Here is a 21,825-nt window from a genome sequence, read left to right as displayed (position 1 = left end):
AGCTCATGAACCCGAGCTGACCCCTGCGGGTAGTCCTGACGTCGCCGGAACCGTATCCTCGTCGGTGACGCCCCCAAGCGTTCGCCGGGTTCCAGCTCGAAGGTGTGCCCTCCGAGTCTCCGGCGCCACCAGAGACCTGTGCCGGAGGAGGAGCCATGCCACTCTCCGAGCACGAGCAGCGGATGCTCGACCAGATCGAGCGCGCGCTCTACGCCGAGGATCCGAAGTTCGCCTCCACGGTTCGCGGCGGGCGGTTGCAGCGCCCGTCGCGGCGGCGTCGCCTGCAGGGCATCGCCGTGTTCGTGCTGGGGTTGATCCTGCTGGTGGTCGGCGTGGTGATACCGGTCAAACCGGCCGGTATCCCCGTGGTGAGCGTGGTCGGCTTCCTCGTGATGTTCGGCGGAGCAGTGATCGTCCTGTCCGCGATGCGCGGTGGCGGCGGCCAGGACGCCGAGTCGGAGGCCGCGGAAGGCGGGGGCTCTTCCGGCGGCGGCCGCAAGCAGCAGCCCGAACCCCGCGCCAAGGGTTCGTTCGCACAGCGGATGGAGGATCGCTTCCGCAAGCGATTCGACCGCTAGGCCGTGCTCGCCGGCCGCGTGCCGGCGATGCGCCACCCGGCCGACTTGATGACGTGGAACCCGGTGACCCGCGCGGTCACCGGGTTTCTTCGTGCCGGTGCGGCGGTCTCGGCGCTTCGGGTCAGCCCCGGCGCAGGTCAGTCCGCCGCAGTTCAGCCCCGCCGCAGTTCAGCTCCGGCGCAGCGGAGTGTCCGACAGCAGCGAGCGGGGCAGCAGCCGATCCCGCCAGCTCATCGGATGCTGCTGCCGCAGGCCGGCCAGGACGGTGCGCAGCGCGGCATCCGGGGCGGCGGTGGCGGTGGCGACCCGGCCCGCCGGGGCGTACCACTCCCGCTCGACCGCTTCGACCAGCTCGTGCAGTGCGCGGGAGCTTTCCGGACCGAGCTCGTGGCGGTCGGCGAGCTCGGTGGCCGTGGTGCGCACGGTGCGGCTGCGGTCCGGGTGCTCGCCGCGGTCGGCGAGTTCGTTCAGCAACTCCCGCCAGGCGGCGGCCGCCGACCCGCCCGCGGCGGCCCGCAAGTGCTGCCTGCGGCGGAGTTCGCGGACCGCGGCCGGTGCCCCGGCCAGCAGGACGACCAGCAGCAGGACTCCCGCCGTCGCCGCGGTCACCCCGAACCAGGAGCCGCTTTGCGGCTGAGCGGGCGGCTCGGCCTGCGGCGGCGTGCCCGGCTCGGACGGAGCGGGCGGCGGTGCCGGCTCCTGGCCCGTCTCCGGAGCCGGCGACGGAGCGGGCGGGGGCGGCGGCTGCGCGTACGCGGGCAGTGCGGCGCGCCCGTCGCCGAGCGGGGTCGGGTCGAACGTGATCCACCCGTAGTGCGGGAAGTACGCCTCCACCCACGCGTGGGCGTCGTTGGTCGTGATCACCCGCTGGTCGCCGTCCTGGTAGCCGGGCGTGAAGCCGACCGCCACGCGGGAGGGGATGCCTTCGGAACGCAGCAGCACGGCCATCGACGAGGCGAACTGCTCGCAGAACCCGCGCTTGCCGCCGAACAGGAAGTCCTCCAGCGCGGAGCCGCCTGCGGGCGGGGCGGTGCTGAGGTCGTAGCGGAAGCCGTTGGCCGGGTCGGTGAAGAACCGCTGCAGCGCCATCGCCTTGTCGAACCGGGTCGGCGCGCCAGCGGTGACCTGATCGGCCAGCTCGGAGATCCGCGGCGTCACTCCGGCCTTGTCCAGGTAGGTCCGGTCGACCGGCTCCGGTCCGGTCGCGTTGCGCAGCGCCTCCGGGCTGGGGGACGGCAGCCGGAGCTGCTCGGTGTAGGGGCGGCTCTGCTGGCGGGTCTGGGTGAACACGATTCCGCTGGCCGGGTCGTAGCGCCAGCCCGCGCCCATCCCGGACACCCCGGTCGGCATCCCGAAGATCGGCAGCCACGGGTCGCGGTAGCCGACCGGGTCGATGCCGACCGTCGCGGTCGGACCCGGCGCGACGGTGTCGGTGCCCTCCGGCGGCGGCAGCGGCTGCTGGGCGTCCACGCCGCGGGTCAGCGGGCCGAGGCTCCAGCCCTGTTGCGGGTCGAACCTGCTCAGCGTCATCGCCCGCAGGTACGTCTGCTCCGGCAGGCCGCGGACCCGGAACAGGTCCGCCTCGTCATCCCGGTTGAGCTGGCCGCGCAGCGAGGTGAACGGGCGCAGCCCGACGCCGCCGCTGCCCGGCCCGTACCCGGCCGAGTTCGAACCGGGCAGCCGCCCCTCGGTGCCCACTCCGGTGAACACGACCCCGGTGAGCAGCCCGATCACGGCGGCCGCTGCACCCAGCGCGGCACCGCGGGAACCGAGCGACCAGCTGTCCGGCCGCCCCTGCACATGCCTGCCCGCCGATGCCAGCAGCAGCGCGAACCCGGCGGCGCTGATCGCGAACGTCCACCACGGCAGCATGCTCTGGGCCAGCGAAGCGGGGATGGCGACCACGCACAGCAGCACCAGACCGGCCACCGCTGGCGTGCCCGCGGTCACCGCGATCACGTCGATCAGCGCGGCGACGAATCCCAGCCCGAGGCACACCAGGCACTGCAACGCCGGGTCGGCGGCCACCGGCGGAACACCTCCGCGCACCGCCCCCAGCGCCTCGGAGAGCACTTCGGACAGCTGCCCGACGGCGGCCGGACCCGGCAGCACGCCCAGCACCGCTTGCTGGGTGAACAGCGCCGAAAGCAGCGCGAGCAGCACGACGAGCTGGGCGATCGCGACCAGCGGCGGCCACCAGCGCAGCGTGCGGCCGAGCAGCCCGGTCCCGCTGACCACCGCGACCGTCAACGCCGCCGGAACCATCCAGCGCGCGTCGGCGAAGATCCCGGTGAACGAGGTCGCCGCGCACAGCACGGCCACCGCGGCCGCCAGCGTCGCGCGAATCGCCTGGCCGTCGATCACGAAGCCACCTCCGCCGCACCGGCCTGGCACAACCGGCCCCAAGCCCCGGCCATCGACGTCTTCGGCCCGCGCACCACGACCACGCTCCAGCCGGCCGTGCGCAGCCGTTCGGCGGTGCGCTGCGCGTCGAAGGACCCGTCCGAGTCGCCCGTCCATGCGGGCACGTCCAGCAGCAGCGCCAAGCTGCGGGCGCGCTCCGGGCGCAACCGCGTCAGCTCACCGACACCGGCCGTGCTGGTGGCACCGAGGACGGCGATCAGCTCCTGGCCGTTGCCGGGATCCTGCGGGCACACCAGGTCCCGCTGCGCCGACGGCCGCACCGCCGCGAGCGCCTCCAGCATCGCCGAATCGTCCTGGCCGCCGTCGAACGGGCCCGGACCGCCCGCCAGCGCGGCACCGTCCTCTGTGATCAGCCGAACCTGCTGGTCGTGCGCGTGCAGGTGCGCGCAGATGCTCGCCGCGGCCGAGACCGCCCACTCCAGGCTGGAGGCCGCGCCGCTGCCGCGGTGCGCAGCCGTTCGCCGGTCCAGCAGCACCGTCACGCCGCCGTGCCAAGGCCGCTCCTCGACCCGCACCATCAGCTCGTCGCGCTTGGCGGTGCTCTTCCAATGCACCCGCCGGATGTCGTCGCCGTGCCGGTACTCCCGCACCATCGTGTCGTCGTCGCCGTGCCCGGCGCGCAGCCGCGTGGTGCCGTCCTCGCCGGTGCCCAGCCCCGAACCGGCGGGCAGACCGCCGAGCGGGACCACCCGCGGCACCGCCACCAGCCTGCTGCGGCCGCCGAGCTCGTGGCCGAACTCGGCCAGCCCGAACGGATCGCCGACCCGGGTGCGCAGCGGCCCGATCTGGTGGATGCCGCGCAGCTGCGGCGTGACCTGGTAGTCCAGCACCGCGCCCGCGCGGCGGACGTGCTCGACGCGGAAGTACGGGTGGGAACTGAGCGCGTGCGGCACCTCGTCCTCCAGCTGCAGCCCGCCCAGCGGCACCGCACCCGAGCCGGTGACGTGCAGCCGGACTTCCGCCTGCGCACCGACCTGGACCCGGCCGGGCAGCACCTCCCGCCGCACCCGCAGCCCGTGCCGGACGCGGGCGGCGACGACCATCGCCAGCAGCGGCAGCACTACGACGAAAGCGGCGATCCGCAGCAGGTCCCGCTCGTCGAGCGCCACCGAGCACACTGCGGCGGCCACGCCCGCCGCCAGCAGGCAGCGGCCGCGCACGGTCAGGCCGGACAGCAACGGCTACCGCCCGGCGTCGCCGCGCGGCACCTCGACGCGGCGCAGCAGCGAGCGCACCAGGTCCGAAGCGGAACGCCTGGTGGCGCGGGCCTCGCTGGTCAGCACCAGGCGGTGCGCCAGCACCGGCACGGCGACCTCCTGCACGTCGTCCGGGACCACGTAGTCCCGGCCGGACAGCGCGGCCTGCGCCCGCGCGGCGCGGATCAGCTGCAGCGTCGAGCGCGGCGAGGCGCCCAGTCGCAGTTCCGGCAGCGACCGGGTGGCGCTGACGATCTCGATCACGTAGCGGCGCAGCTCGGTGCTCACGTGCACCTCGCGCACCGCCTGCAGCAGCGCGCGGATCCGGCCGCCGTCGGCGACCGGGCGCAGCTGGTCCATCGGCTCGTGCCCGGTGTGCTCGTCGACCATGGCCAGTTCGGCCTGCGGATCCGGGTAGCCGACCGACACGCGGGCGGTGAAGCGGTCCCGCTGCGCCTCCGGCAACGCGTAGGTGCCCTCCATCTCCACCGGGTTCTGGGTGGCGATGACCATGAACGGCGCTTCCAGCGGGTAGGTCTCGCCGTCGACGGTGACCTGGTTCTCCTCCATGCACTCCAGCAGCGCCGACTGGGTCTTCGGGGATGCGCGGTTGATCTCGTCGCCGACCACGATGTTGGCGAACACCGGGCCGGGCCGGAACTCGAAGGACTCCGCCTGCCGGTTGTACATCGCCACGCCGGTGATGTCGCTGGGCAGCAGGTCCGGGGTGAACTGGATGCGGTTCACGGTGCAGTCGATGGACCGGGCCAGCGCCTTGGCCAGCGAGGTCTTGCCGACGCCCGGCACGTCCTCGACCAGCAGGTGGCCTTCGGCGAGCAGGGTGACCAGTGCCACCCGCACGACCTCGGGCTTGCCGACCAGCACCTGTTCCACGTTCGCCGCGATCCGCTGCAGCGTCGAGTGCAGGCCGGCGATGGTGCCGGGTTCGGCCGGCTGTTGCGTGCCGCCGTCGCCGGAGCCGGGTTCGGCTTGCCCGCCACCGGCGTAAGCGGTGCCGGATGTGGGCATGTTGGGCGTCACGCAACCTCCAAGGTGCTGCTCCGGGCGCCGCGGCGAGTCACCTTCCGCGTGGGCCCTTCCGCGCGGGCGCTGTTCCGGCGCCGCAGGCGGGCGATCACGGCGATCGTCGGCTGATCGCGCGCTGAGCGTGCCTCCGCAGTGTGCCAAACCGGCGTCGGAGTCCGTACCGGTGCCGGTGGCCTGGCCGTTCCCCACCTTCCCCCACGCCCGACCCCCGGCATCCGCACGGGCGGGCGGGCCGGGTTGCCGGGGGAGATCCCGATCGGGTGTTTCGGCGCAGTCCGGTGCCGAGTGCCGCACCACGTCCCCCACCCCGCACCACTTGCGTTAAGAGGCCGTTTAGCTGGGCAAACGCCCGACTCGCCGCGGCGTGTCGGGCTCCGGTCCCGGTTGACGGTGGAGGGAAGTGGGGTACTGTGGCGCCCGGTGGGGCAAACGGGGGCTCCGCCCGGCTCCGGGGAGCGCCGAGGTGGCCCGGTGCGACCGCCGCTGGTGGCGCAGCGGCAGGCACCGCCGATCGCCCGTCGTTGCCGGAGTCGTCGGACCGTCGGGTCCGCGGGGGAGGTGGTCCCGGGATGTTCCTCGGTACCTACAGCCCCAAGCTCGACGACAAGGGGCGTCTGACGCTGCCTGCGAAGTACCGGGACGCACTGGCAGGGGGGCTGATGGTCACCAAAGGGCAGGACCACTGCCTCTACGTCTTCCCGCGTGCCGAGTTCGAGCAGCTGGCCCGCAAGGTCGCCGAGGCCCCGCTCACCAACGAATCCGTCCGCGCCTACCAGCGGTACCTGTTCGCGGGCACCGACGAGCAGCGCCCGGACGGGCAGGGCCGGATCCCGATCGCACCGGAACTGCGCCGCTACGCGGGACTGGACAAGGACTGCGTGGTGATCGGCGCGATCAACCGGCTGGAGATCTGGAACGCCGAACGGTGGCAGTCCTACCTCGACGAGCACGAGGAGAGCTACGCCCAAGCCAGGGAGGAGGTCCTGCCCGGGTTGTTCTAGCGGGACCGGTGGCGTCCGGCCTCGGTCCGCCTCGGCGTCCTGGTGCACCTTCCCCGGCACCAGGAGGCACGGGCGGGCTGGGACCAGGCGTGATCGGTGCCGCCGGGCGGGAACTTCCGCGAGGCCGCTGCGGCGCCGCGTTGGTGAGACAGCTGTGCAGGTGGACGAGCCTGCCGCCGCCGCAGGGGCGGTGGCGCGGACCAGGTATGCGGGAGGGAGGGACCGCAGTGACCGACGCATCGGAAGCCGGCGGCTCCGCCCGCGACCGGCACGTTCCGGTGGCGCTGGCGCGCACGCTGGAACTGCTGGCGCCCGCGCTCGCCGACCGCCCCGCGGTCGCGGTGGACGCGACGCTGGGCATGGGCGGGCACGCGGAAGCGCTGCTGCGCGCGCACCCGCAGCTCACGCTGATCGGCCTGGACCGCGATCCGGAAGCGCTGCGGCTCGCGGGCCTGCGGCTGGCGGAGTTCGCCGACCGGCTGCACCTGGTGCACGCGGTCTACGACGAGTGGGCCGAAGTGCTCGACCGCCTCCAACTGCCCACTGTGGACGCGGTGCTGTTCGACCTCGGGGTCTCGTCGCTGCAGCTGGACGAAGCCGAGCGCGGATTCGCCTACGCCCGGGACGCGCCGCTGGACATGCGGATGGACCCGGGCGCCGGGCAGAGCGCGGCCGACGTGCTCAACACCTACTCGACCGGCGAACTGGTCCGGATCCTGCGCGACTACGGCGAGGAGCGGTTCGCCTCCAAGATCGCCGGCGCGATCGTGCGGGAGCGCGGCAAGGAACCGTTCGACCGCAGCGATCGGCTGGTGCGACTGGTCTACGACGCGGTGCCCGCGGCGAGCAGGCGCACCGGCGGGCACCCGGCGAAACGCACCTTCCAGGCATTGCGCATCGAGGTCAACGCCGAGCTCGACGTGCTCGGGCGGGCGCTGCCCGCGGCGCTGGACTCGCTGGCCGGGGGCGGGCGGATCGTCGTGCTGTCCTACCACTCGCTGGAGGACCGCCTGGTCAAGCGGGCGATGGCCGAACTCGCCCGGTCCCGCACTCCGATCGACCTGCCCGTGGAACTTCCCGGGCACGGTCCGCAGCTGCGGCTGCTGACCCGGGGCGCCGAGCTCGCGGGCGAACAGGAAGCGGCGGAGAACCCGCGGGCCGCGTCGGTGCGGCTGCGCGCCGCCGAACGGATCAAGGAGGCGGCATGACGGCACCGACTCGCGCCAAGACGGCTGCTTCGCGCACCGGCACCGCGGGCAAGAAGAACACCACCGAGAAGGGCAAGTCGCAGCAGTCCGGGGCGGACAAGACTGCGACCCAGAAGACGGCGACGCAGAAGACCGCGACCCAGAAGACGGCGACCCGCCGGAACTCGGCGACGAAGTCCAAACAGGACACCAAGGCCCGCGGCCGGTCCGCGGCCGCCGAACGCGCCTACAACCGCCGGGAGGAACGCCGGGAACGCTCCGCCCGGGAAGCGCCGGAACGCCGCCCGCGCGGGCAGCGCCCGGCGGTCGAGCAGCGCCAGCCGCGGCTGCTGCGGCTCAGCGCGGTGCGCCCGGCGGCCCGCCAGTTGCAGGCCAAGGTGGCGACCTCGCGGGCGCCGCTGGTCGTCGTGGTGATGGGCGTGCTGGGGGTGGGCCTGGTGACCTCGCTGTCGCTGTCCATCGCCACCGTCGGTGGTTCCTACCGGTTGCAGCGCTCTGGTGCGGAACTGACCGCGCTCAACGAGCAGCGCGAGCTGCTGCTGCGGGAGGTCAGCAACATGGACTCCACCCCCGCCTTGCAGCGCAAAGCCGCCGAGCTGGGCATGGTGCCGCCGGACTCGCCGCCGGCGCACCTGCTGGTGCAGCCGGACGGCGGTGTCCGCACGATCGGTGATCCGCAGGCGGCGACCGCGCCCGAACCCGCGACGCCGCCGCCCCCGCCGCCGGTTTCCCCGCCGTCGATCCCGCAGCCGCCGGCTCCGCAGTCACCGGCGCCGCAGCCGCCGCCGGACGGGCAGCAGGTGCCTGATCCGCAGCGGCAGGCCGTGCCGATCCCGGCGGTGGAGGGGCGCTGATGGTCCGCAGGGGGACGCGGCCCGCCGGGGGGAGCCGGCGGACCGCGCGCACCGACGTGGCCGGCAGCGCGCGGCGGTTGAAGATCGGCCGCCTGCTGCTGGTGCTGGCGCTGGTGCTCACCGGGGGGAAGCTGGTCCAGGTCCAGGGCTTGCAGGCGCAGCAGCTGTCCGCGGACGCCGCCAAGCAGCGCCACACCGTCTCGGCGATCCCCGCCGAACGCGGTTCGATCACCGACCGCAGCGGCAACGTGCTGGCGTTCAGCAGCGAAGCCAGGCAGCTGTACGCGACGCCGAACAAGCTCACCGAGGACCAGAACGAGGAACACGCGAAGAACCCGGCGGAACCGACCGCCGAGCAGTACAAGCACGAGGTCGCCCGCTACATCCACCAGGTGCTCGGCGACCGGGTCGACGAGCGGCAGATCACCGAGGCGCTGTTCAGCGACTCCAGCTACGTCAAGATCGGGCCGGTGATCGACCCCGGCGCCGCGCGCCTGATCACCGAGAAGTACTCGCAGATCGGCGCCGAGTACCGCGCCACCCGCGAATACCCGGCGGGCGACACCGGTTCGGCGGTGCTCGGCGGTGCGCGGTGGAGCGAGGACGCGGGCAAGGTGCTGGGCAGGATCGGGCTGGAGGGCTCGCTGGACAAGCTGCTCGCGGGCACCGACGGCAAGAAGGTCTCGGACACCGCGATGGGCAGCGACCTGGTCATCCCCGGCACCGAGCGGCAGGTCCAATCGGCCGTGCCCGGCTCCGACGTCGGGCTGACGCTGGACTCCGACGTGCAGTACATGGTCCAGGACAAGCTGACCAAGTACGCGCGCAAGACCCAGGCGCGCAGCGCCAGCGCGGTGGTGCTCGACGCGCACACCGGTGAGGTGTACGCGCTGGCCAACGACAAGTCGTTCGACCCGAACTCGCCGAAGTGGGGCCCGGACGGGCTCGGCAACCCGGCCGTGACCACGCCCTTCGAACCGGGTTCGGTGAACAAGGTGATCACCGCGGCCGGGGCGATCGAGCACGGGATCAAGCGCCCGGAGACGGTCATGCAGGTGCCGGGTTCGATCAAGGTCGCGGACCGCACCGTCGGGGACGCCTGGTCGCACGGCACGATCCCGCTGACCTTCACCGGCGTGCTCGGCAAGTCGTCCAACGTGGGCACGCTGATGACCGCGCAGGAACTCGGGCCGGACCGGTTCAACGAGCTGGTGCGCAAGTTCGGCCTTGGCCAGCCCACCGGCATCGGCCTGCCCGGCGAGAGCGGGGGCACGGTGCCGCCGCGGGAGGAATGGTCCGGCAGCACGTTCGCGAACCTGCCGATCGGGCAGGGCCTTTCGATGACGGTGCTGCAGATGGCCGGGATGTACCAGACCATCGCCAACGACGGGGTGCGGGTGCCGCCGCGGATCATCTCCTCGGAGGTGCGCCCGGACGGCACGCGGGTGGAAAAGCCGCCCCCGGACGGGGTGCGGGTGGTCAGCCCGCAGACCGCGCACACGGTGAAGGACATGTTGCGCGGCGTGGTGCAGGGCGCGCCGAAGCAGCAGGGCACCGGCAAGGACGCGGCGCTGGAGGGGTTCCAGATCTCCGGCAAGACCGGTACCGCGCAGCAGGTCAACCCGGCGTGCAACTGCTACAGCCAGTCCTCGAACTGGATCACCTTCGCGGGGATCATGCCCGCGGACGATCCGCGGTTCGTGGTCGGGCTGATGCTGGACGCGCCGAAGAAGGGCCTGCCGGACTCGGATTCGGCTGCTCCGTTGTTCCACGACATCGCCGCGTACCTCGCGCAGCGCTACCAGATCCCGCTCTCCCCGGAACCCGCGCCGGTGCAGACCTTGCAGGTCCACTAACGGCGTGCTCGCGGTTCCAGCGCGTGCACGGGCCGTTCGCGCCACGGCCCGTGCACGGCTCACGTCAGGCGGGGCAGGACGGTCCCGCCGGTGCGGGCGGTGCAGCGCGGCGCACCTCGCGGGTCGTGCTCCCACGAGCCCTCCCCGAAAACCAGCGGAACCGTCGACCTGACGGGATGCAACGCTAAGCGAATGGGCACCCGCGGCACCACAAAATTGCACGAGACGGACCAACAACTTCGCACGGACGGCCCCGGCCGTACGTCGGGTCCTCGCCTGGCCGGCCACGGGGTGGCATCGGCTTTCTGCCGAACGTGTGTGACCCCTTCAGAGCACTTGCCGCCGACATTGGGCGCGGCGCCGGATATTCGGGCGGTTGAGCGGCGGATTACCGCAGTTCTCCGATGTTTTTGGATCATGGCGATGAGCTGGTGAAACTTGCTCGGCGCCGGTCCGCGGGCGGTGGTGTGAGCGACGGTTCGCGACCCGCTCCAGAACGCAGTTATCGAATATCACCGAATCGGCGGTGTCGCCGATCGTTCAGGAATGCGGGAGGTCGGAATCGTTGTTCGCGGTTTCTGCCCGAGTTCGGACAACGGCCGCGATGCGGCGATTCGCGGAGCGGGATTCCGCCGCGTTTTCGGCGAATTGCGGGCGGCGCTTCCGGCGGCCCCTGCGCGGCGCCGCGCGAAAACGACCGAGTGGTCCCGGTCGCGTCAGCGGGCGAGTACCCGGCGCGCACAGCCGACCATGAGCATGACCCGTCAAGTGGTACCGGTAGCCTTGCGCGACGTGCCTTCCGCGGTCGCGACAGCCCCGCCTCGACCCGCTCACGTCGAGCCGGTGCGGATCCAGCAGCTCGCCGAGAACATCGGTGCGCGGGTCATCGACGTTCCTGGTCATTCCCCCGGCGCGGGGGTCGTGACCGGTGCGACGCTGCGGGCGCAGCACGTGCTCGACGGCGATCTGTTCGCCGCGCTCCCGGGCACCCGGGTGCACGGCGCCGACTTCGCGGGCGAAGCGCTGAGCGCGGGTGCCGCCGCGGTGCTCACCGACCAGGCCGGGATCGACCGGGTCGCGCTGCTCGACGACCCGCGGGTGCGTTCCGGCGAGGTCGCGCTGCTGGTGCACGACGATCCGCGCGACGTGCTCGGTGCCGCTGCCGCCCGCATCTACGGCGACCCGTCCGGCAAGCTCGCCGTCCTCGGCGTCACCGGCACTTCCGGCAAGACCACCACCTGCTACCTGCTGGAGTCCGCGCTGCGCGCGGCCGGGCACACCACCGGCCTGGTCGGCACGGTGGAAACCCGCATCGCGGGGGAGCGCCTGGAAAGCGCGTTCACCACTCCGGAGGCCCCGGACCTGCAGGCGCTGCTGGCGGTGATGGTCGAGCACGGCGTGACGCACGTGCCGATGGAGGTTTCCAGCCACGCGCTCGCGCTCGGCCGCGTCGGCGGCACCCGGTTCGCGGTCGGCGCGTTCACCAACCTGTCCCAGGACCACCTGGACTTCCACCGCGACCTGGAGGACTACTTCCAGGCCAAGGCGCTGCTGTTCGACGGCCGCTCGGAACGCGAAGTGGTGTGCGTGGACACCGAGTGGGGGCGCCGGCTGGTCACCGCGGACACCACGACCGTCTCCACCGCGGGCGACGCCTCCTGGACGCCCGGCCCGGTGCAGGCGTTTCCGACCGGTGAGCAGCGCTTCACCGCGCACGGCCCGGACGGCGACCTGGCGGTGCGGCTGCGGCTGCCCGGCCCGTTCAACGTGGCCAACGCGCTGCTGGCCGCCGGAGTGCTGCGCGCCGCCGGGGTCCCGGCGGCGGCCGTCGAGCGCGGACTGGCCGAAGTGGACGTTCCCGGCCGGATGGAGCGCGTCGCGCTCGGCCAGGACTTCACCGCCGTCGTGGACTACTCGCACAAACCGGGCGCGGTCGCCGCGGTGCTCGACGCCGCCCGCGCGCAGGCCGGCGAGTCCCGCGTGCTGGTCGTGCTCGGCTGCGGCGGCGACCGGGACATCGCCAAACGGCCGCTGATGGGCGAGGCCGCCGCGCGCCGCAGCGACCTGCTGATCGTCACCGACGACAACCCGCGCAGCGAAGACCCCGCCGACATCCGCGCCGCCATGTTCGCCGGTGCGCTGGAAGTGCCCGCGGGCGAACGCGGCGAGGTCCGCGAGGTCGGCGATCGCCGCGAAGCCATCGGCGAGGCGGTGTCGCGGGCGCGCACCGGGGACGTGGTCGTGATCGCGGGCAAGGGCCACGAGACGGGGCAGGAGATCGCGGGGGTGGTGCACCCGTTCTCCGACCGCGACGAGGTCGCCGCGGCGCTGCGGCGCAGGCCGGCGCACGAACTTCAAGCCGCGCAAGGAAATCTGGGGGAGCCCACGTCCCCGGCCGGAGGCCGGGGCAGCAACGAGGAGGCAAGGTGATCCCGCTCAGCCTCGCTGACATCGCGCGAGCGGTCGGCGGCAGGCTCCACCACGCGGACGGCACCGAAACCGTCACCGGCCCCGTCGAGTTCGACTCCCGGCAGATCGGCCCCGGCGGGTTGTTCGTGGCGATGCCCGGTGAACGCGTCGACGGGCACGACTACGCCGCCGGAGCCGTCGCGGACGGCGCCGCCGGGGTGCTCGCCGCCCGCGAAGTGTCCACAGCGGACGCGCCGATCCCGTCGGTGATCGTTCCTGAGCTGCCCGCGCACCACCCGTCCCGCGCGATGGCGCTGGCGGGCGACGCCGACGGCAGCGGTGCCGCGGTGCTGGCCGGGCTGGCGCGGCTGGCCCGGCACGTGGTGGACCGGCTGCCGGAGCTGGCCGTGGTGGGGGTGACCGGATCGTCCGGCAAGACCTCCACGAAGGACCTCATCGCGCAGGTGCTGGAACCGGCCGGGCCGACCGTGGCGCCGCCCGGCTCGTTCAACAACGAACTCGGCCACCCGTGGACGGTGCTGCGCGCCGACGAGCACACCAGGCACCTCGTGCTGGAGCTGTCCGCGCGCGGCGTCGGCCACATCGCCGCGCTGTGCGAGGTGGCGCCGCCGCGGATCGGTGCGGTGCTCAACGTCGGCAGCGCGCACCTCGGCGAATTCGGCTCGCCGGAAGCCATCGCGCAGGCCAAGGGCGAACTCGTCGCGGCGCTGCCCGCGGCTGCCGACGGCGGAGTCGCGGTGCTCAACGCCGACGACCCGCTGGTGGCCGCGATGGCCGAGCGGACCGCGGCTCGCGTGGTCTTCGTCGGCGAGAGCCCGAAGGCGCAAGTCCGCGCCGAGGACGTCGAGCTCGACGAGCGGGCGCGGCCCACGTTCACGCTGGTCACCGCCGAAGGCTCGGCGCGGGTGAGTCTGCCGCTGCACGGCGAGCACCACGTCGGCAACGCGCTGACCGCCGCCGCGATCTCGCTGGAACTCGGCGCGACGCTCGCCGAGACCGCCGAACGGCTCGGTTCGGTGCGGCGCGTGTCCGCGCGGCGGATGGAGGTCGCCGAGACCTCCGGCGGCGTCACCGTCGTCAACGACGCCTACAACGCCAACCCGGAGTCGGTGCGCGCGGCGCTGAAAACGCTCGCGTCGATGACCAGGGGAAAACCCGGCCGCGCCTGGGCGGTGCTCGGGGTGATGGGCGAACTCGGCGAGTCCGGGGTCGCCGCGCACGACGAGATCGGGCGGCTGGCCGTCCGGCTCAACATCGACCGCCTCGTGGTCGTCGGTGACCAGGCGCGCGCGATGCACCAGGGTGCGTCGCTGGAAGGGTCGTGGGGAGAGGAGTCGGTTCTGGTGCCGGACGTCGATGCCGCCGTCGCGCTGCTGCGCGACGAGCTGCGTCCCGGTGACGTCGTGCTGGCCAAGGCGTCCAAAGTGGCCGCGCTGTGGCAGGTCGCCGAGGCGCTGACCGGGGGTGCCGCGTGAAGAGCATCCTCGTCGCCGCCGCGGTGGCGCTGGTCGTGTCCATCCTGTTCACCCCGTACCTGATCCGGATCTTCTCGAAGCAGGGCTTCGGCCAGGAGATCCGCGAAGAGGTGCAGAAGTCGCACTCGGCCAAGCGGGGAACGCCCACCATGGGCGGGATGGCGATCCTCGTCGCGATGTGGGCGGGGTACCTGGCCACCCACCTCACGGTGGCCGACCAGGCGCCGTCGGCGTCCGGGCTGCTGGTGCTCGGGCTGACCACCGCGCTGGGCATCGTGGGGTTCCTGGACGACTTCATCAAGATCCGCAAGCAGCGCAACCTGGGGCTGAACAAGACCGCGAAGCTGGTGGGCCAGCTGGTCGCCTCGGTGCTGTTCGCGATCCTGGCGATGCAGTTCCAGGACGAGGCGGGCATCACGCCCGCCTCCGAGCACCTGTCGTTCATCCGGGACATCACGGTCGTCTCGTTCGGCGTGGTCGGGTTCGTGATCTTCGCCTACATCGCGATCAGCGGCTGGTCCAACGCGGTCAACTTCACCGACGGCATGGACGGCCTTGCCGGTGGCACCGCGGCGATGGTGCTGGCGTGCTACGTGCTGATCTCGTTCTGGCAGCTGCGCTACGACTGCACCGCGCCCACCGGCGGCGGGCCCACGCCGGCCTGCTACACGGTGCGCGACCCGCTGGACATCGCGGTGGTGGCGGCCGCGGCGATGGCCGCGTGCATCGGGTTCCTGTGGTGGAACGCGGCACCGGCGAAGATCTTCATGGGCGACACCGGTTCGCTGGCCATCGGCGGCCTGGTCGCCGGGTTGTCCATGGTGACCCGCACCGAGCTGCTGATGGTCGTCGTGGGCGGGCTGTTCGTGGTCGAGGCGCTGTCGGTGGTGCTGCAGATCGTGGTGTTCCGCAGCACGCGGCGAAGGCTGTTCCGGATGGCGCCGTTCCACCACCACTTCGAGCTGGCGGGGTGGGCGGAAACCACGGTGATCATCCGGTTCTGGATCCTGGCGGGGATCAGCGCGCTGTTCGGCCTCGGGCTGTTCTACGCGGACTGGCTGGCGCTGTCCGGGTCGTGAGCGGGATGGGGCCGCCTGCCCGGGCGGCCGCAGGCCAGGAGGATCGTCGGGGAATCAGGATCGTCGGGGAATCAGGGGAGCACGGCGTGGCGCAAGCATTGCGGGACCGGGACGTGCTGGTCGCCGGGGCCGGGGTGTCCGGGCGGTCGGCCGCGGAAGCGTTGCTGGCCGCGGGTGCCCGGGTGACGCTCACCGACGCCTCGGAGGAACGGCTCGCCGAGCTGGCCTCGCTGCGCGCCGAAGGCGCCGAGCTGGTGCCGGGCCTGGCGGAGCCGCCTGCAGGTACCGACCTGGTGGTGACCAGCCCCGGCTGGCGACCCGGCGTGCCGCTGCTGGCGGCCGCCGAAGCCGCCGGCGTCGAAGTCATCGGCGAGGTCGAACTCGCCTGGTGGCTGGACCGGCAACGCCCCGAACCGGCGGAGTGGCTCGCGGTGACCGGCACGAACGGCAAGACCACCACCGTCGGGATGCTGGAGTCGGTGCTGCGCGCGGCCGGTGCGGACGCGGTGGCCTGCGGCAACGTCGGACTCCCCGTGGTGGACGCGGTGCGCGCCGGGCATCGGGTGCTCGCGGTGGAGCTGTCCAGCTTCCAGCTGCACTGGTCGCGGTCGCTGGCCGCGCACGCCGGTGTCGTGCTCAACCTCGCCGACGACCACCTCGACTGGCACGGGTCGATGGACGCCTACGGGGCGGCGAAGGCGAAGGTGTACGCGGGCAACGCCGTCGCGGTGCACAACGCCGACGACGAGTGGTCCGCGAAGCTGGCCGGCGGGACGCGGCGGGCGGTGTCGTTCACGCTGTCCGAGCCGGGGGCCGGGCAGCTCGGCATCTCCGGCGGCGCGCTGGTCGATCGGGCCTTCGGCGGTGTCGGCGACGCCTTCGGCGAGGACGTGCGGCTCGCCTCGATCGCCGACGTGCATCCCGCGGGCCCGCACAACCAGGCCAACGCGCTCGCCGCGGCCGCGCTCGCCCGCGCGCACGGCGTCGAACCCGATGCGGTTTCCCGCGGGCTGCGCGAATTCGAGCCCGGGGCGCACCGCTCGGTGGTGATCGCCGAAGCCGCCGGTGTGACCTATGTGGACGATTCCAAGGCGACCAACCCGCACGCCGCGGACGCCGCGCTGCGGGCGCACCCGCGGGTGGTGTGGATCGCGGGTGGGCTGCTCAAAGACGCCGACGTGACCGACGTCGTCGCGCGCAACGCCGAACGGCTGGACGCGGTGGTGCTCATCGGACGCGACCGGGGCAAATTCGCCGACGCACTGGCCCGACACGCCCCCCGGGTGCCGATCGAGCAGGTCGCGGCGGGAGACGATGCGGGCATGGCACAAGCAGTCCAGCTGGCGGCCGGGCACGCCCGGCCTGGCGCGGCGGTCCTGCTCGCGCCCGCGGCCGCCTCGATGGACATGTTCACCGACTACGCGCACCGCGGCCGGGCGTTCGCCGACGCGGTGCGCGCCCTGCCCGCCGTCGCGACCACGACCGGCGGGTGAGCGACGATGGCGACCGCCACCGCCCAGAGCCCGCGCAAGAACCAGGGCTCGCGCGAGAACCAACGCCCCACCGGGCTCGCCGCGCTGACCACGCCGCTGACCGCCTGGCTGACCCGGCCGCTGGCCTCGTTCCACCTGCTGCTGGCGGTGTTCGGGCTGCTGACCGTGTTCGGACTGGTCATGGTGCTGTCCGCGTCCAGTGTGGACTCGTTCAGCAGCGGCGGGTCGTCCTACGGGATCTTCGTCAAGCAGCTCGCGTACTGCGCGGCGGGGCTGGTGCTGTTCTACGGCGCGCTGCGGATGCCGGTGAAGCTGCTGCGCAGGCACAGCCTGTCGGTGTTCGGCGGTTGCCTGCTGCTGCTGGTGCTGGTGCTGACCCCGCTCGGGGAGGAACGCGGCGGCGCGCGCAGCTGGTTCGACTTCGGGCCGGTCTCGTTCCAGCCGGTCGAGTTCGCCAAGATCGCGTTCGCCGTGTGGGGCGCGCACGTGCTGGTCACCAAGCGCGGAATGCTGGCGCAGTACCGGCACCTGCTGGTGCCGGTGGTGCCCGCCGGGCTGGTGATGTTCGCGCTGGTGATGCTGCAGCCCGACCTCGGCTCCACGGTCACGCTGTTCATCGTGCTGCTGGCGCTGATGTGGTTCGCCGGGGCACCGCTGCGGCTGTTCGGCGTGGGGGTGCTCGGCGCGGTGACCGCGGCGATAGTGCTGGCGTCGCTGGCGACCTACCGGATGGACCGGATCACCTCGTTCCTCAACCCCTCGGCCAACTCCAGCGGCGCGGGCTACCAGGCGCAGCAGGCGCTGTACGCGCTCGCCGACGGCGGCCTGTTCGGGCGCGGGCTCGGGCAGGGCTGGTCGAAGTGGCAGTACCTGCCGAACACGCACAACGACTTCATCTTCGCCGTGATCGGGGAAGAACTCGGCTTCGTGGGCTGCGCGGTGGTGCTCGGCCTGTTCGGCACCACCGCCTACGTGGGCCTGCGGATCGCGGCGCGCAACACCGACCCGTGGATCCGGCTGGTCTCGGCGACGCTGACCACCTGGCTGGCCGGGCAGGCCGCGATCAACGTCGGCTACGTGGTGGGGCTGCTGCCGGTCACCGGGTTGCCGCTGCCGTTGATCTCTTCCGGCGGGTCGTCGGTGGTCACCAGCATGCTGGTGTTCGGGCTGCTGGCGAACTTCGCGCGCAACGAGCCGGAGGCGATCGCCGCGCTGCGCTCGCTCGGGCCGGGTCGCGTCGGCAAGCTGCTGCGGCTGCCGACGCCCGCGCCGTACCGCCCGCCCGCCAAACGACGGGCCGCGCGCCCAGCGCCGTCCAACCGCCCCGGTTCGCGCAGCACCGGGGCGTCGCAGACCCGCCGGGGAACCTCGGACGCGCGAGGGCGCACGGCGCCGCGCGCCAAATCCGGTTCCCGGGCACCGACACGAGGAGGAAACCGTTGAACGGGCAGCAACCCGGCTACCGCGGCCAGCCCGGCTTTCCGGGCGGGCCCGGATCTCCCGGGCAGGCCGGCCCTCCCGGACCGCAGGGCGGTTTCCCGGGGCAGCCGGGACCGGTTGGCGGTTTTCCGGGGCATCCGGGTCAGCAGGGTCATCCGGGGCAGCAGGGCTACCCCGGGCAGCAGGGCCAGCAGGGCCATCCCGGGCAGCAGGGCTACCCGGGCTATCCGGGCCAGCCTCAGCAGGGCCAACCGCCGCAGGGCCAGCCTCAGCAGGGCCAACCGCCGCAGCCGGGACAACCCGGCCCGCCGCCCGGCTTCCCCGGTCAGCAGGCGAACCAGCCGTACCCGGGCTGGCAACCCGGTCCGCCGCAGCGCCCGCTCTCGGTCGTCGTCGCGGGCGGCGGCACGGCCGGGCACATCGAGCCCGCGCTGGCGCTGGCCGACGCCGTCCGCCGCGCGCGTCCGGACGCGCGAATCACCGCGCTGGGCACCGAACGCGGCATGGAGAACCGCCTGGTTCCCGCCCGCGGCTACCCGCTGGAGCTGGTGCCGCCGGTGCCGATGCCGCGCAAACCCAGCACCGAGCTGCTGAAGCTGCCGATGAAGGTCCGCGAGTCGGTGCGCCAGACCAAGGAGATCCTGGAGCGCGTGCAGGCCGACGTCGTCGTCGGCTTCGGCGGCTACGTCTCGCTGCCCGCCTACCTCGCCGCGCGCGGGCGGACGCCGATCGTGGTGCACGAAGCCAACGCGCGCGCCGGGATCGCCAACAAGATCGGCGCGCGCTACGCCGAGCGGGTGCTCTCGGCGACCCCGGACAGCGGCCTGGCCGGCGCCCGCCCGATCGGGATCCCGCTGCGCGAATCGATCACCGGCCTGGACCGGATGGCGCTGCGCGCGCAGGCGCGGCAGTTCTTCGGGCTGCACCCGCACGCCCCGACGATCCTGGTCTTCGGCGGTTCGCAGGGCGCGCAGACGCTGAACACCGCGTTCTCCGGCGCAGCGCAAGCGCTCGGCCGCGCCGGGATCGGCGTGCTGCACGCGCACGGGCCGAAGAACACCCTTGCGGTGCAACAGGTTCCGGGCGCCCCGAACTACGTGGCCGTGCCGTACCTGGAGCGCATGGACCTCGCCTACGCCGCTGCCGATCTGGTGGTGTGCCGGTCCGGCGCGATGACCGTCGCCGAGGTTTCCGCGGTCGGCCTGCCCGCGGTGTTCGTGCCGCTGCCGCACGGCAACGGCGAGCAGGCGCTCAACGCGCAGCCGGTGGTTTCCGCGGGCGGCGCGGTGCTGGTCTCGGACGAGGACATGACCCCGGACAAGGTCGCCGGTGAGCTGCTGCCGATGGCCCGCGACCCGCAGCGGCTGCAGATGATGAGCCGTGCGACGCTGGGCAGCGGTCACCGCGAGGCCGACCAGGTCCTCGCCCGGATCGTGCTGGAGGTGGCCGGGCAGTGAGCGAGCGACCCGACGAGGACCTGCTGTCCCGAGTGCACTTGGTCGGCATCGGCGGCGCCGGGATGAGCGGCATCGCCCGCATCCTGCTGGCCCGCGGCCGCCAGGTGTCCGGTTCCGACGCGCGCGACTCGCGCACCGTGCTGGCACTGCGCGCGCAGGGCGCGCACGTGGCGCTGGGGCACCGGGCGGAGAACCTGGACCAGTTCGACCGCGACCCGACGGCGATCGTGGTCTCCACCGCGATCCGCCCGGACAACCCGGAGCTGCTCGAAGCGCAGCGGCGCGGAGTCGCCGTGCTGCGCCGCGCCGAAGCGCTCGCGGCGCTGATGGCCGATCACCGGGTGGCCTGCGTGGCGGGCACGCACGGCAAGACGTCCACGACGTCGATGCTCACCGTGGCGTTGCAGCACTGCAGGCTGGACCCGTCGTTCGCGATCGGCGGCGACCTCAACGACTCCGGCGCGAACGCGCACCACGGGGAAGGCGGCGTGTTCGTCGCCGAAGCCGACGAGAGCGACGGCTCGTTCCTGGTGTTCGCGCCGTCGGTCGCGGTGGTCACCAACGTGGAACCGGACCACCTCGACCACCACGGCACCGCGGAGGCCTACACTGAGGTCTTCGAGGAGTTCGTGCGCCGCATCGAACCCGGCGGAGTGCTCATCGCCGACGCCGACGACCCGGGCGCGGCGGCGCTGGCCGAACGCGCCGAGCTCGCCGGGCTGCGGGTCCGCCGCTACGGGCATTCGGTCACCGGGCACGGCGACGCCCGCCTGGTCGGCTACCGCCCCGAGCACGGCGCCGGGGTCGCCACCGTCGAGCTGCACGCCGGGCCGGACCACCCGGCGCACCGCGTGGACGTGCAGGTTTCGGTGCCGGGCGAGCACATGGCGGGCAACGCGGTCGCCGCCATGCTCGCGGGGCTGGAACTCGGTGCCGAGCTGGAAGGGCTGCTGGACGGTCTCGCCGCGTTCGGCGGAGTGCGGCGGCGTTTCGAGTTCAAGGGCCAGGCCGCCGGGGTGCAGGTCTACGACGACTACGCGCACCACCCGACCGAAGTGGACGCGCAGTTGCGCGCGGCCCGCCCGGTCGCCGCGGACGGGCGGCTGGTCGTGGTGTTCCAGCCGCACCTGTTCTCCCGCACCGCCGCGTTCGCGGGCGAGTTCGCGACCGCGCTGGCGCTGGCCGACGAGATCGTGGTGCTCGACGTGTACGGCGCGCGGGAGGACCCGGAGCCCGGCGTGACCGGCGCGCTGATCGCCGACGCGATCCCGGCGGCTCCGGAGCGGGTGCACTACGAGCCGTCGCTGACCGCGGCCGCGCCGCTGGTGGCGGGCTTGGCGAAACCGGGCGATCTGGTGCTGACGATGGGCGCTGGCGACGTGACCATGCTCGGAGCGGAGATCCTGACCGAACTGGACCGCGCCGCCACCGGGGAAGCGGTGTGAGCCCCGCCGGGCGCGCGGCGAACCGGCCGGGTGCGCGCAGCACCCGCGGCCGCCCGGTGCGGGCGGCTCGTCCGCGCCCGCCGCGCCGGTGGATCCTGCCGCTGGGGCTGGCGGTGATCACCGTCGTGGTGCTGGCGCTGTACTTCACCCCGCTGCTCGGGGTGCGTTCGGTGCGCGTCGACGGGCTCACCGCGACCCCGGAGCAGGCGGTGCTGGACACCGCCGCGGTCGAACTCGGGCAGCCGATGATGCGCGTCGACGCCGACGAGGTCCGCGCCCGGCTGGGCGGACTGCAGCAGATCGCTTCCGTGCAGGTCCGGCTGGAATGGCCGTCGACGGTGGCGCTGCAGGTGACCGAGCGGCACGCGGTGGCCTACCTGGCCGAGCCGGGCGGGATGCGGCTGGTGGACGCGGCCGGGGTGGCGTTCCGCAGCGCGCCGAAGCCGCCGCCCGGTCTGCCGGAACTGCGCCTCGGCGCCGACCGCCCGGCAGGTATGCGAGCGGCGCTGGACGCGCTCACCGCGCTGCCGCCCGACCTGCGCGGTCAGGTCCAGGCTGTGTCCGCGCAGCGGCCGCAGGACCTGAGCCTGGTGCTGACCGGGAACCGCCAGGTCCATTGGGGCGACGACGAGCAGGCTGCGCGCAAGGCCGGGATCCTGCCGCCGCTGCTGGGACGGCCCGGCCGGATCTACGACGTCACGAGCCCGGCGCTGCCCACGGTGGCTTGAGCTCCCGCTAGTTGATCTCGCAGGTGGCCGCGGCCGCCGCGGGAACCGGGCGCCCGCGCTGCCCGCGCCGTGGCCCGAACAGCGCATTGACCGTGATCCACGCCTCGGACTACC

Annotated in this window: 15 protein-coding genes and 1 pseudogene; 13 read left to right on the top strand and 3 right to left on the bottom strand. The window is 73.3% G+C overall.

Going from position 1 to position 21,825, the window contains the following annotated elements; all coding sequences use genetic code 11:
- The first annotated feature begins 155 nt into the window (after positions 1-155).
- Positions 156-578, top strand: a complete 423-nt coding sequence (locus INP57_RS10965; protein WP_200070041.1) for an SCO2097 family morphological protein — start codon at positions 156-158, stop codon at positions 576-578.
- 168 nt (positions 579-746) lie between these two features.
- On the opposite strand, the gene INP57_RS10960 is transcribed toward INP57_RS10965, so the two are convergent.
- From INP57_RS10960 to INP57_RS10950, 3 genes are read right to left on the bottom strand one after another with little or no spacing between them, the layout of a single operon-like run.
- On the bottom strand, positions 747-2,942 hold the full coding sequence (locus INP57_RS10960) for a transglutaminase TgpA family protein (protein ID WP_200070040.1): 2,196 nt from the start codon (positions 2,940-2,942) through the stop codon (positions 747-749).
- Positions 2,939-4,180: a DUF58 domain-containing protein gene (locus INP57_RS10955; protein ID WP_200070039.1), complete on the bottom strand. Its 1,242-nt coding sequence runs from the start codon at positions 4,178-4,180 to the stop codon at positions 2,939-2,941. Before INP57_RS10955 ends, INP57_RS10960 begins: the two co-directional genes overlap by 4 nt.
- A 3-nt stretch (positions 4,181-4,183) precedes the next feature.
- Complete coding sequence (locus INP57_RS10950; protein ID WP_200070372.1) at positions 4,184-5,227, bottom strand: AAA family ATPase; 1,044 nt, start codon at positions 5,225-5,227, stop codon at positions 4,184-4,186.
- Between the two features lie 587 nt (positions 5,228-5,814).
- Between INP57_RS10950 and mraZ the strand changes: the two genes are divergently transcribed.
- The 12 genes and pseudogenes from mraZ (at position 5,815) to INP57_RS10890 (ending at position 21,711) form a co-directional block, all read left to right on the top strand.
- Complete coding sequence (gene mraZ, locus INP57_RS10945; RefSeq protein WP_200070038.1) at positions 5,815-6,246, top strand: division/cell wall cluster transcriptional repressor MraZ; 432 nt, start codon at positions 5,815-5,817, stop codon at positions 6,244-6,246.
- A gap of 206 nt (positions 6,247-6,452) precedes the next feature.
- Positions 6,453-7,454 carry a 16S rRNA (cytosine(1402)-N(4))-methyltransferase RsmH gene (gene rsmH / locus INP57_RS10940; protein WP_200070037.1) on the top strand — a complete coding sequence of 334 codons (1,002 nt, stop codon included), beginning with the start codon at positions 6,453-6,455 and terminating at the stop codon, positions 7,452-7,454.
- Positions 7,451-8,308: a cell division protein FtsL gene (gene ftsL / locus INP57_RS10935; RefSeq protein ID WP_200070036.1), complete on the top strand. Its 858-nt coding sequence runs from the start codon at positions 7,451-7,453 to the stop codon at positions 8,306-8,308. The genes rsmH and ftsL overlap by 4 nt, the downstream gene beginning before the upstream one ends.
- Positions 8,308-10,164 carry a peptidoglycan D,D-transpeptidase FtsI family protein gene (locus INP57_RS10930; protein WP_200070035.1) on the top strand — a complete coding sequence of 619 codons (1,857 nt, stop codon included), beginning with the start codon at positions 8,308-8,310 and terminating at the stop codon, positions 10,162-10,164. The genes ftsL and INP57_RS10930 overlap by 1 nt, the downstream gene beginning before the upstream one ends.
- An 843-nt stretch (positions 10,165-11,007) precedes the next feature.
- Positions 11,008-12,594: a UDP-N-acetylmuramoyl-L-alanyl-D-glutamate--2,6-diaminopimelate ligase gene (locus INP57_RS10925; RefSeq protein ID WP_307850011.1), complete on the top strand. Its 1,587-nt coding sequence runs from the start codon at positions 11,008-11,010 to the stop codon at positions 12,592-12,594.
- Positions 12,591-14,069 (top strand): UDP-N-acetylmuramoyl-tripeptide--D-alanyl-D-alanine ligase, encoded by a 1,479-nt coding sequence (locus tag INP57_RS10920; protein ID WP_200070033.1) that lies wholly within the window; start codon positions 12,591-12,593, stop codon positions 14,067-14,069. The genes INP57_RS10925 and INP57_RS10920 overlap by 4 nt, the downstream gene beginning before the upstream one ends.
- The gene (gene mraY, locus INP57_RS10915; RefSeq protein WP_200070032.1) at positions 14,066-15,148 is read left to right on the top strand and encodes a phospho-N-acetylmuramoyl-pentapeptide-transferase; all 1,083 of its coding nucleotides are present in this window, start codon (positions 14,066-14,068) and stop codon (positions 15,146-15,148) included. The genes INP57_RS10920 and mraY overlap by 4 nt, the downstream gene beginning before the upstream one ends.
- 86 nt (positions 15,149-15,234) lie before the next feature.
- Positions 15,235-16,641: a UDP-N-acetylmuramoyl-L-alanine--D-glutamate ligase gene (gene murD, locus INP57_RS10910; protein WP_307850010.1), complete on the top strand. Its 1,407-nt coding sequence runs from the start codon at positions 15,235-15,237 to the stop codon at positions 16,639-16,641.
- A gap of 6 nt (positions 16,642-16,647) precedes the next feature.
- Complete coding sequence (ftsW, locus tag INP57_RS10905; RefSeq protein ID WP_200070031.1) at positions 16,648-18,084, top strand: putative lipid II flippase FtsW; 1,437 nt, start codon at positions 16,648-16,650, stop codon at positions 18,082-18,084.
- Between the two features lie 368 nt (positions 18,085-18,452).
- A pseudogene (gene murG / locus INP57_RS10900) lies at positions 18,453-19,538 on the top strand (undecaprenyldiphospho-muramoylpentapeptide beta-N-acetylglucosaminyltransferase); the annotation flags it as partial.
- A 62-nt stretch (positions 19,539-19,600) separates the two neighbouring features.
- Positions 19,601-20,983: a UDP-N-acetylmuramate--L-alanine ligase gene (gene murC / locus INP57_RS10895; RefSeq protein ID WP_233627393.1), complete on the top strand. Its 1,383-nt coding sequence runs from the start codon at positions 19,601-19,603 to the stop codon at positions 20,981-20,983.
- Positions 20,980-21,711, top strand: a complete 732-nt coding sequence (locus tag INP57_RS10890) for a cell division protein FtsQ/DivIB (RefSeq protein ID WP_200070029.1) — start codon at positions 20,980-20,982, stop codon at positions 21,709-21,711. Before murC ends, INP57_RS10890 begins: the two co-directional genes overlap by 4 nt.
- Positions 21,712-21,825: the final 114 nt, after the last annotated feature.

Origin of the sequence: Saccharopolyspora galaxeae (genome assembly GCF_016526145.1) — a bacterium.
GTDB classification, from domain to species: Bacteria; Actinomycetota; Actinomycetes; order Mycobacteriales; family Pseudonocardiaceae; genus Saccharopolyspora_C; species Saccharopolyspora_C galaxeae.
This window is presented reverse-complemented; position numbering and strand designations above follow the sequence as displayed.

Coding starts and splice junctions, on each gene's coding strand:
- rsmH (WP_200070037.1), top strand. CDS start 6,453: ATGCGGGAGGGAGGGACCGCAGTGACCGACGCATCGGAAGCCGGCGGC.
- INP57_RS10965 (WP_200070041.1), top strand. CDS start 156: ATGCCACTCTCCGAGCACGAGCAGCGGATGCTCGACCAGATCGAGCGC.
- murC (WP_233627393.1), top strand. CDS start 19,601: ATGAGCGGCATCGCCCGCATCCTGCTGGCCCGCGGCCGCCAGGTGTCC.
- mraZ (WP_200070038.1), top strand. CDS start 5,815: ATGTTCCTCGGTACCTACAGCCCCAAGCTCGACGACAAGGGGCGTCTG.
- INP57_RS10930 (WP_200070035.1), top strand. CDS start 8,308: ATGGTCCGCAGGGGGACGCGGCCCGCCGGGGGGAGCCGGCGGACCGCG.
- INP57_RS10950 (WP_200070372.1), bottom strand. CDS start 5,227: ATGCCCACATCCGGCACCGCTTACGCCGGTGGCGGGCAAGCCGAACCC.
- ftsW (WP_200070031.1), top strand. CDS start 16,648: ATGGCGACCGCCACCGCCCAGAGCCCGCGCAAGAACCAGGGCTCGCGC.
- ftsL (WP_200070036.1), top strand. CDS start 7,451: ATGACGGCACCGACTCGCGCCAAGACGGCTGCTTCGCGCACCGGCACC.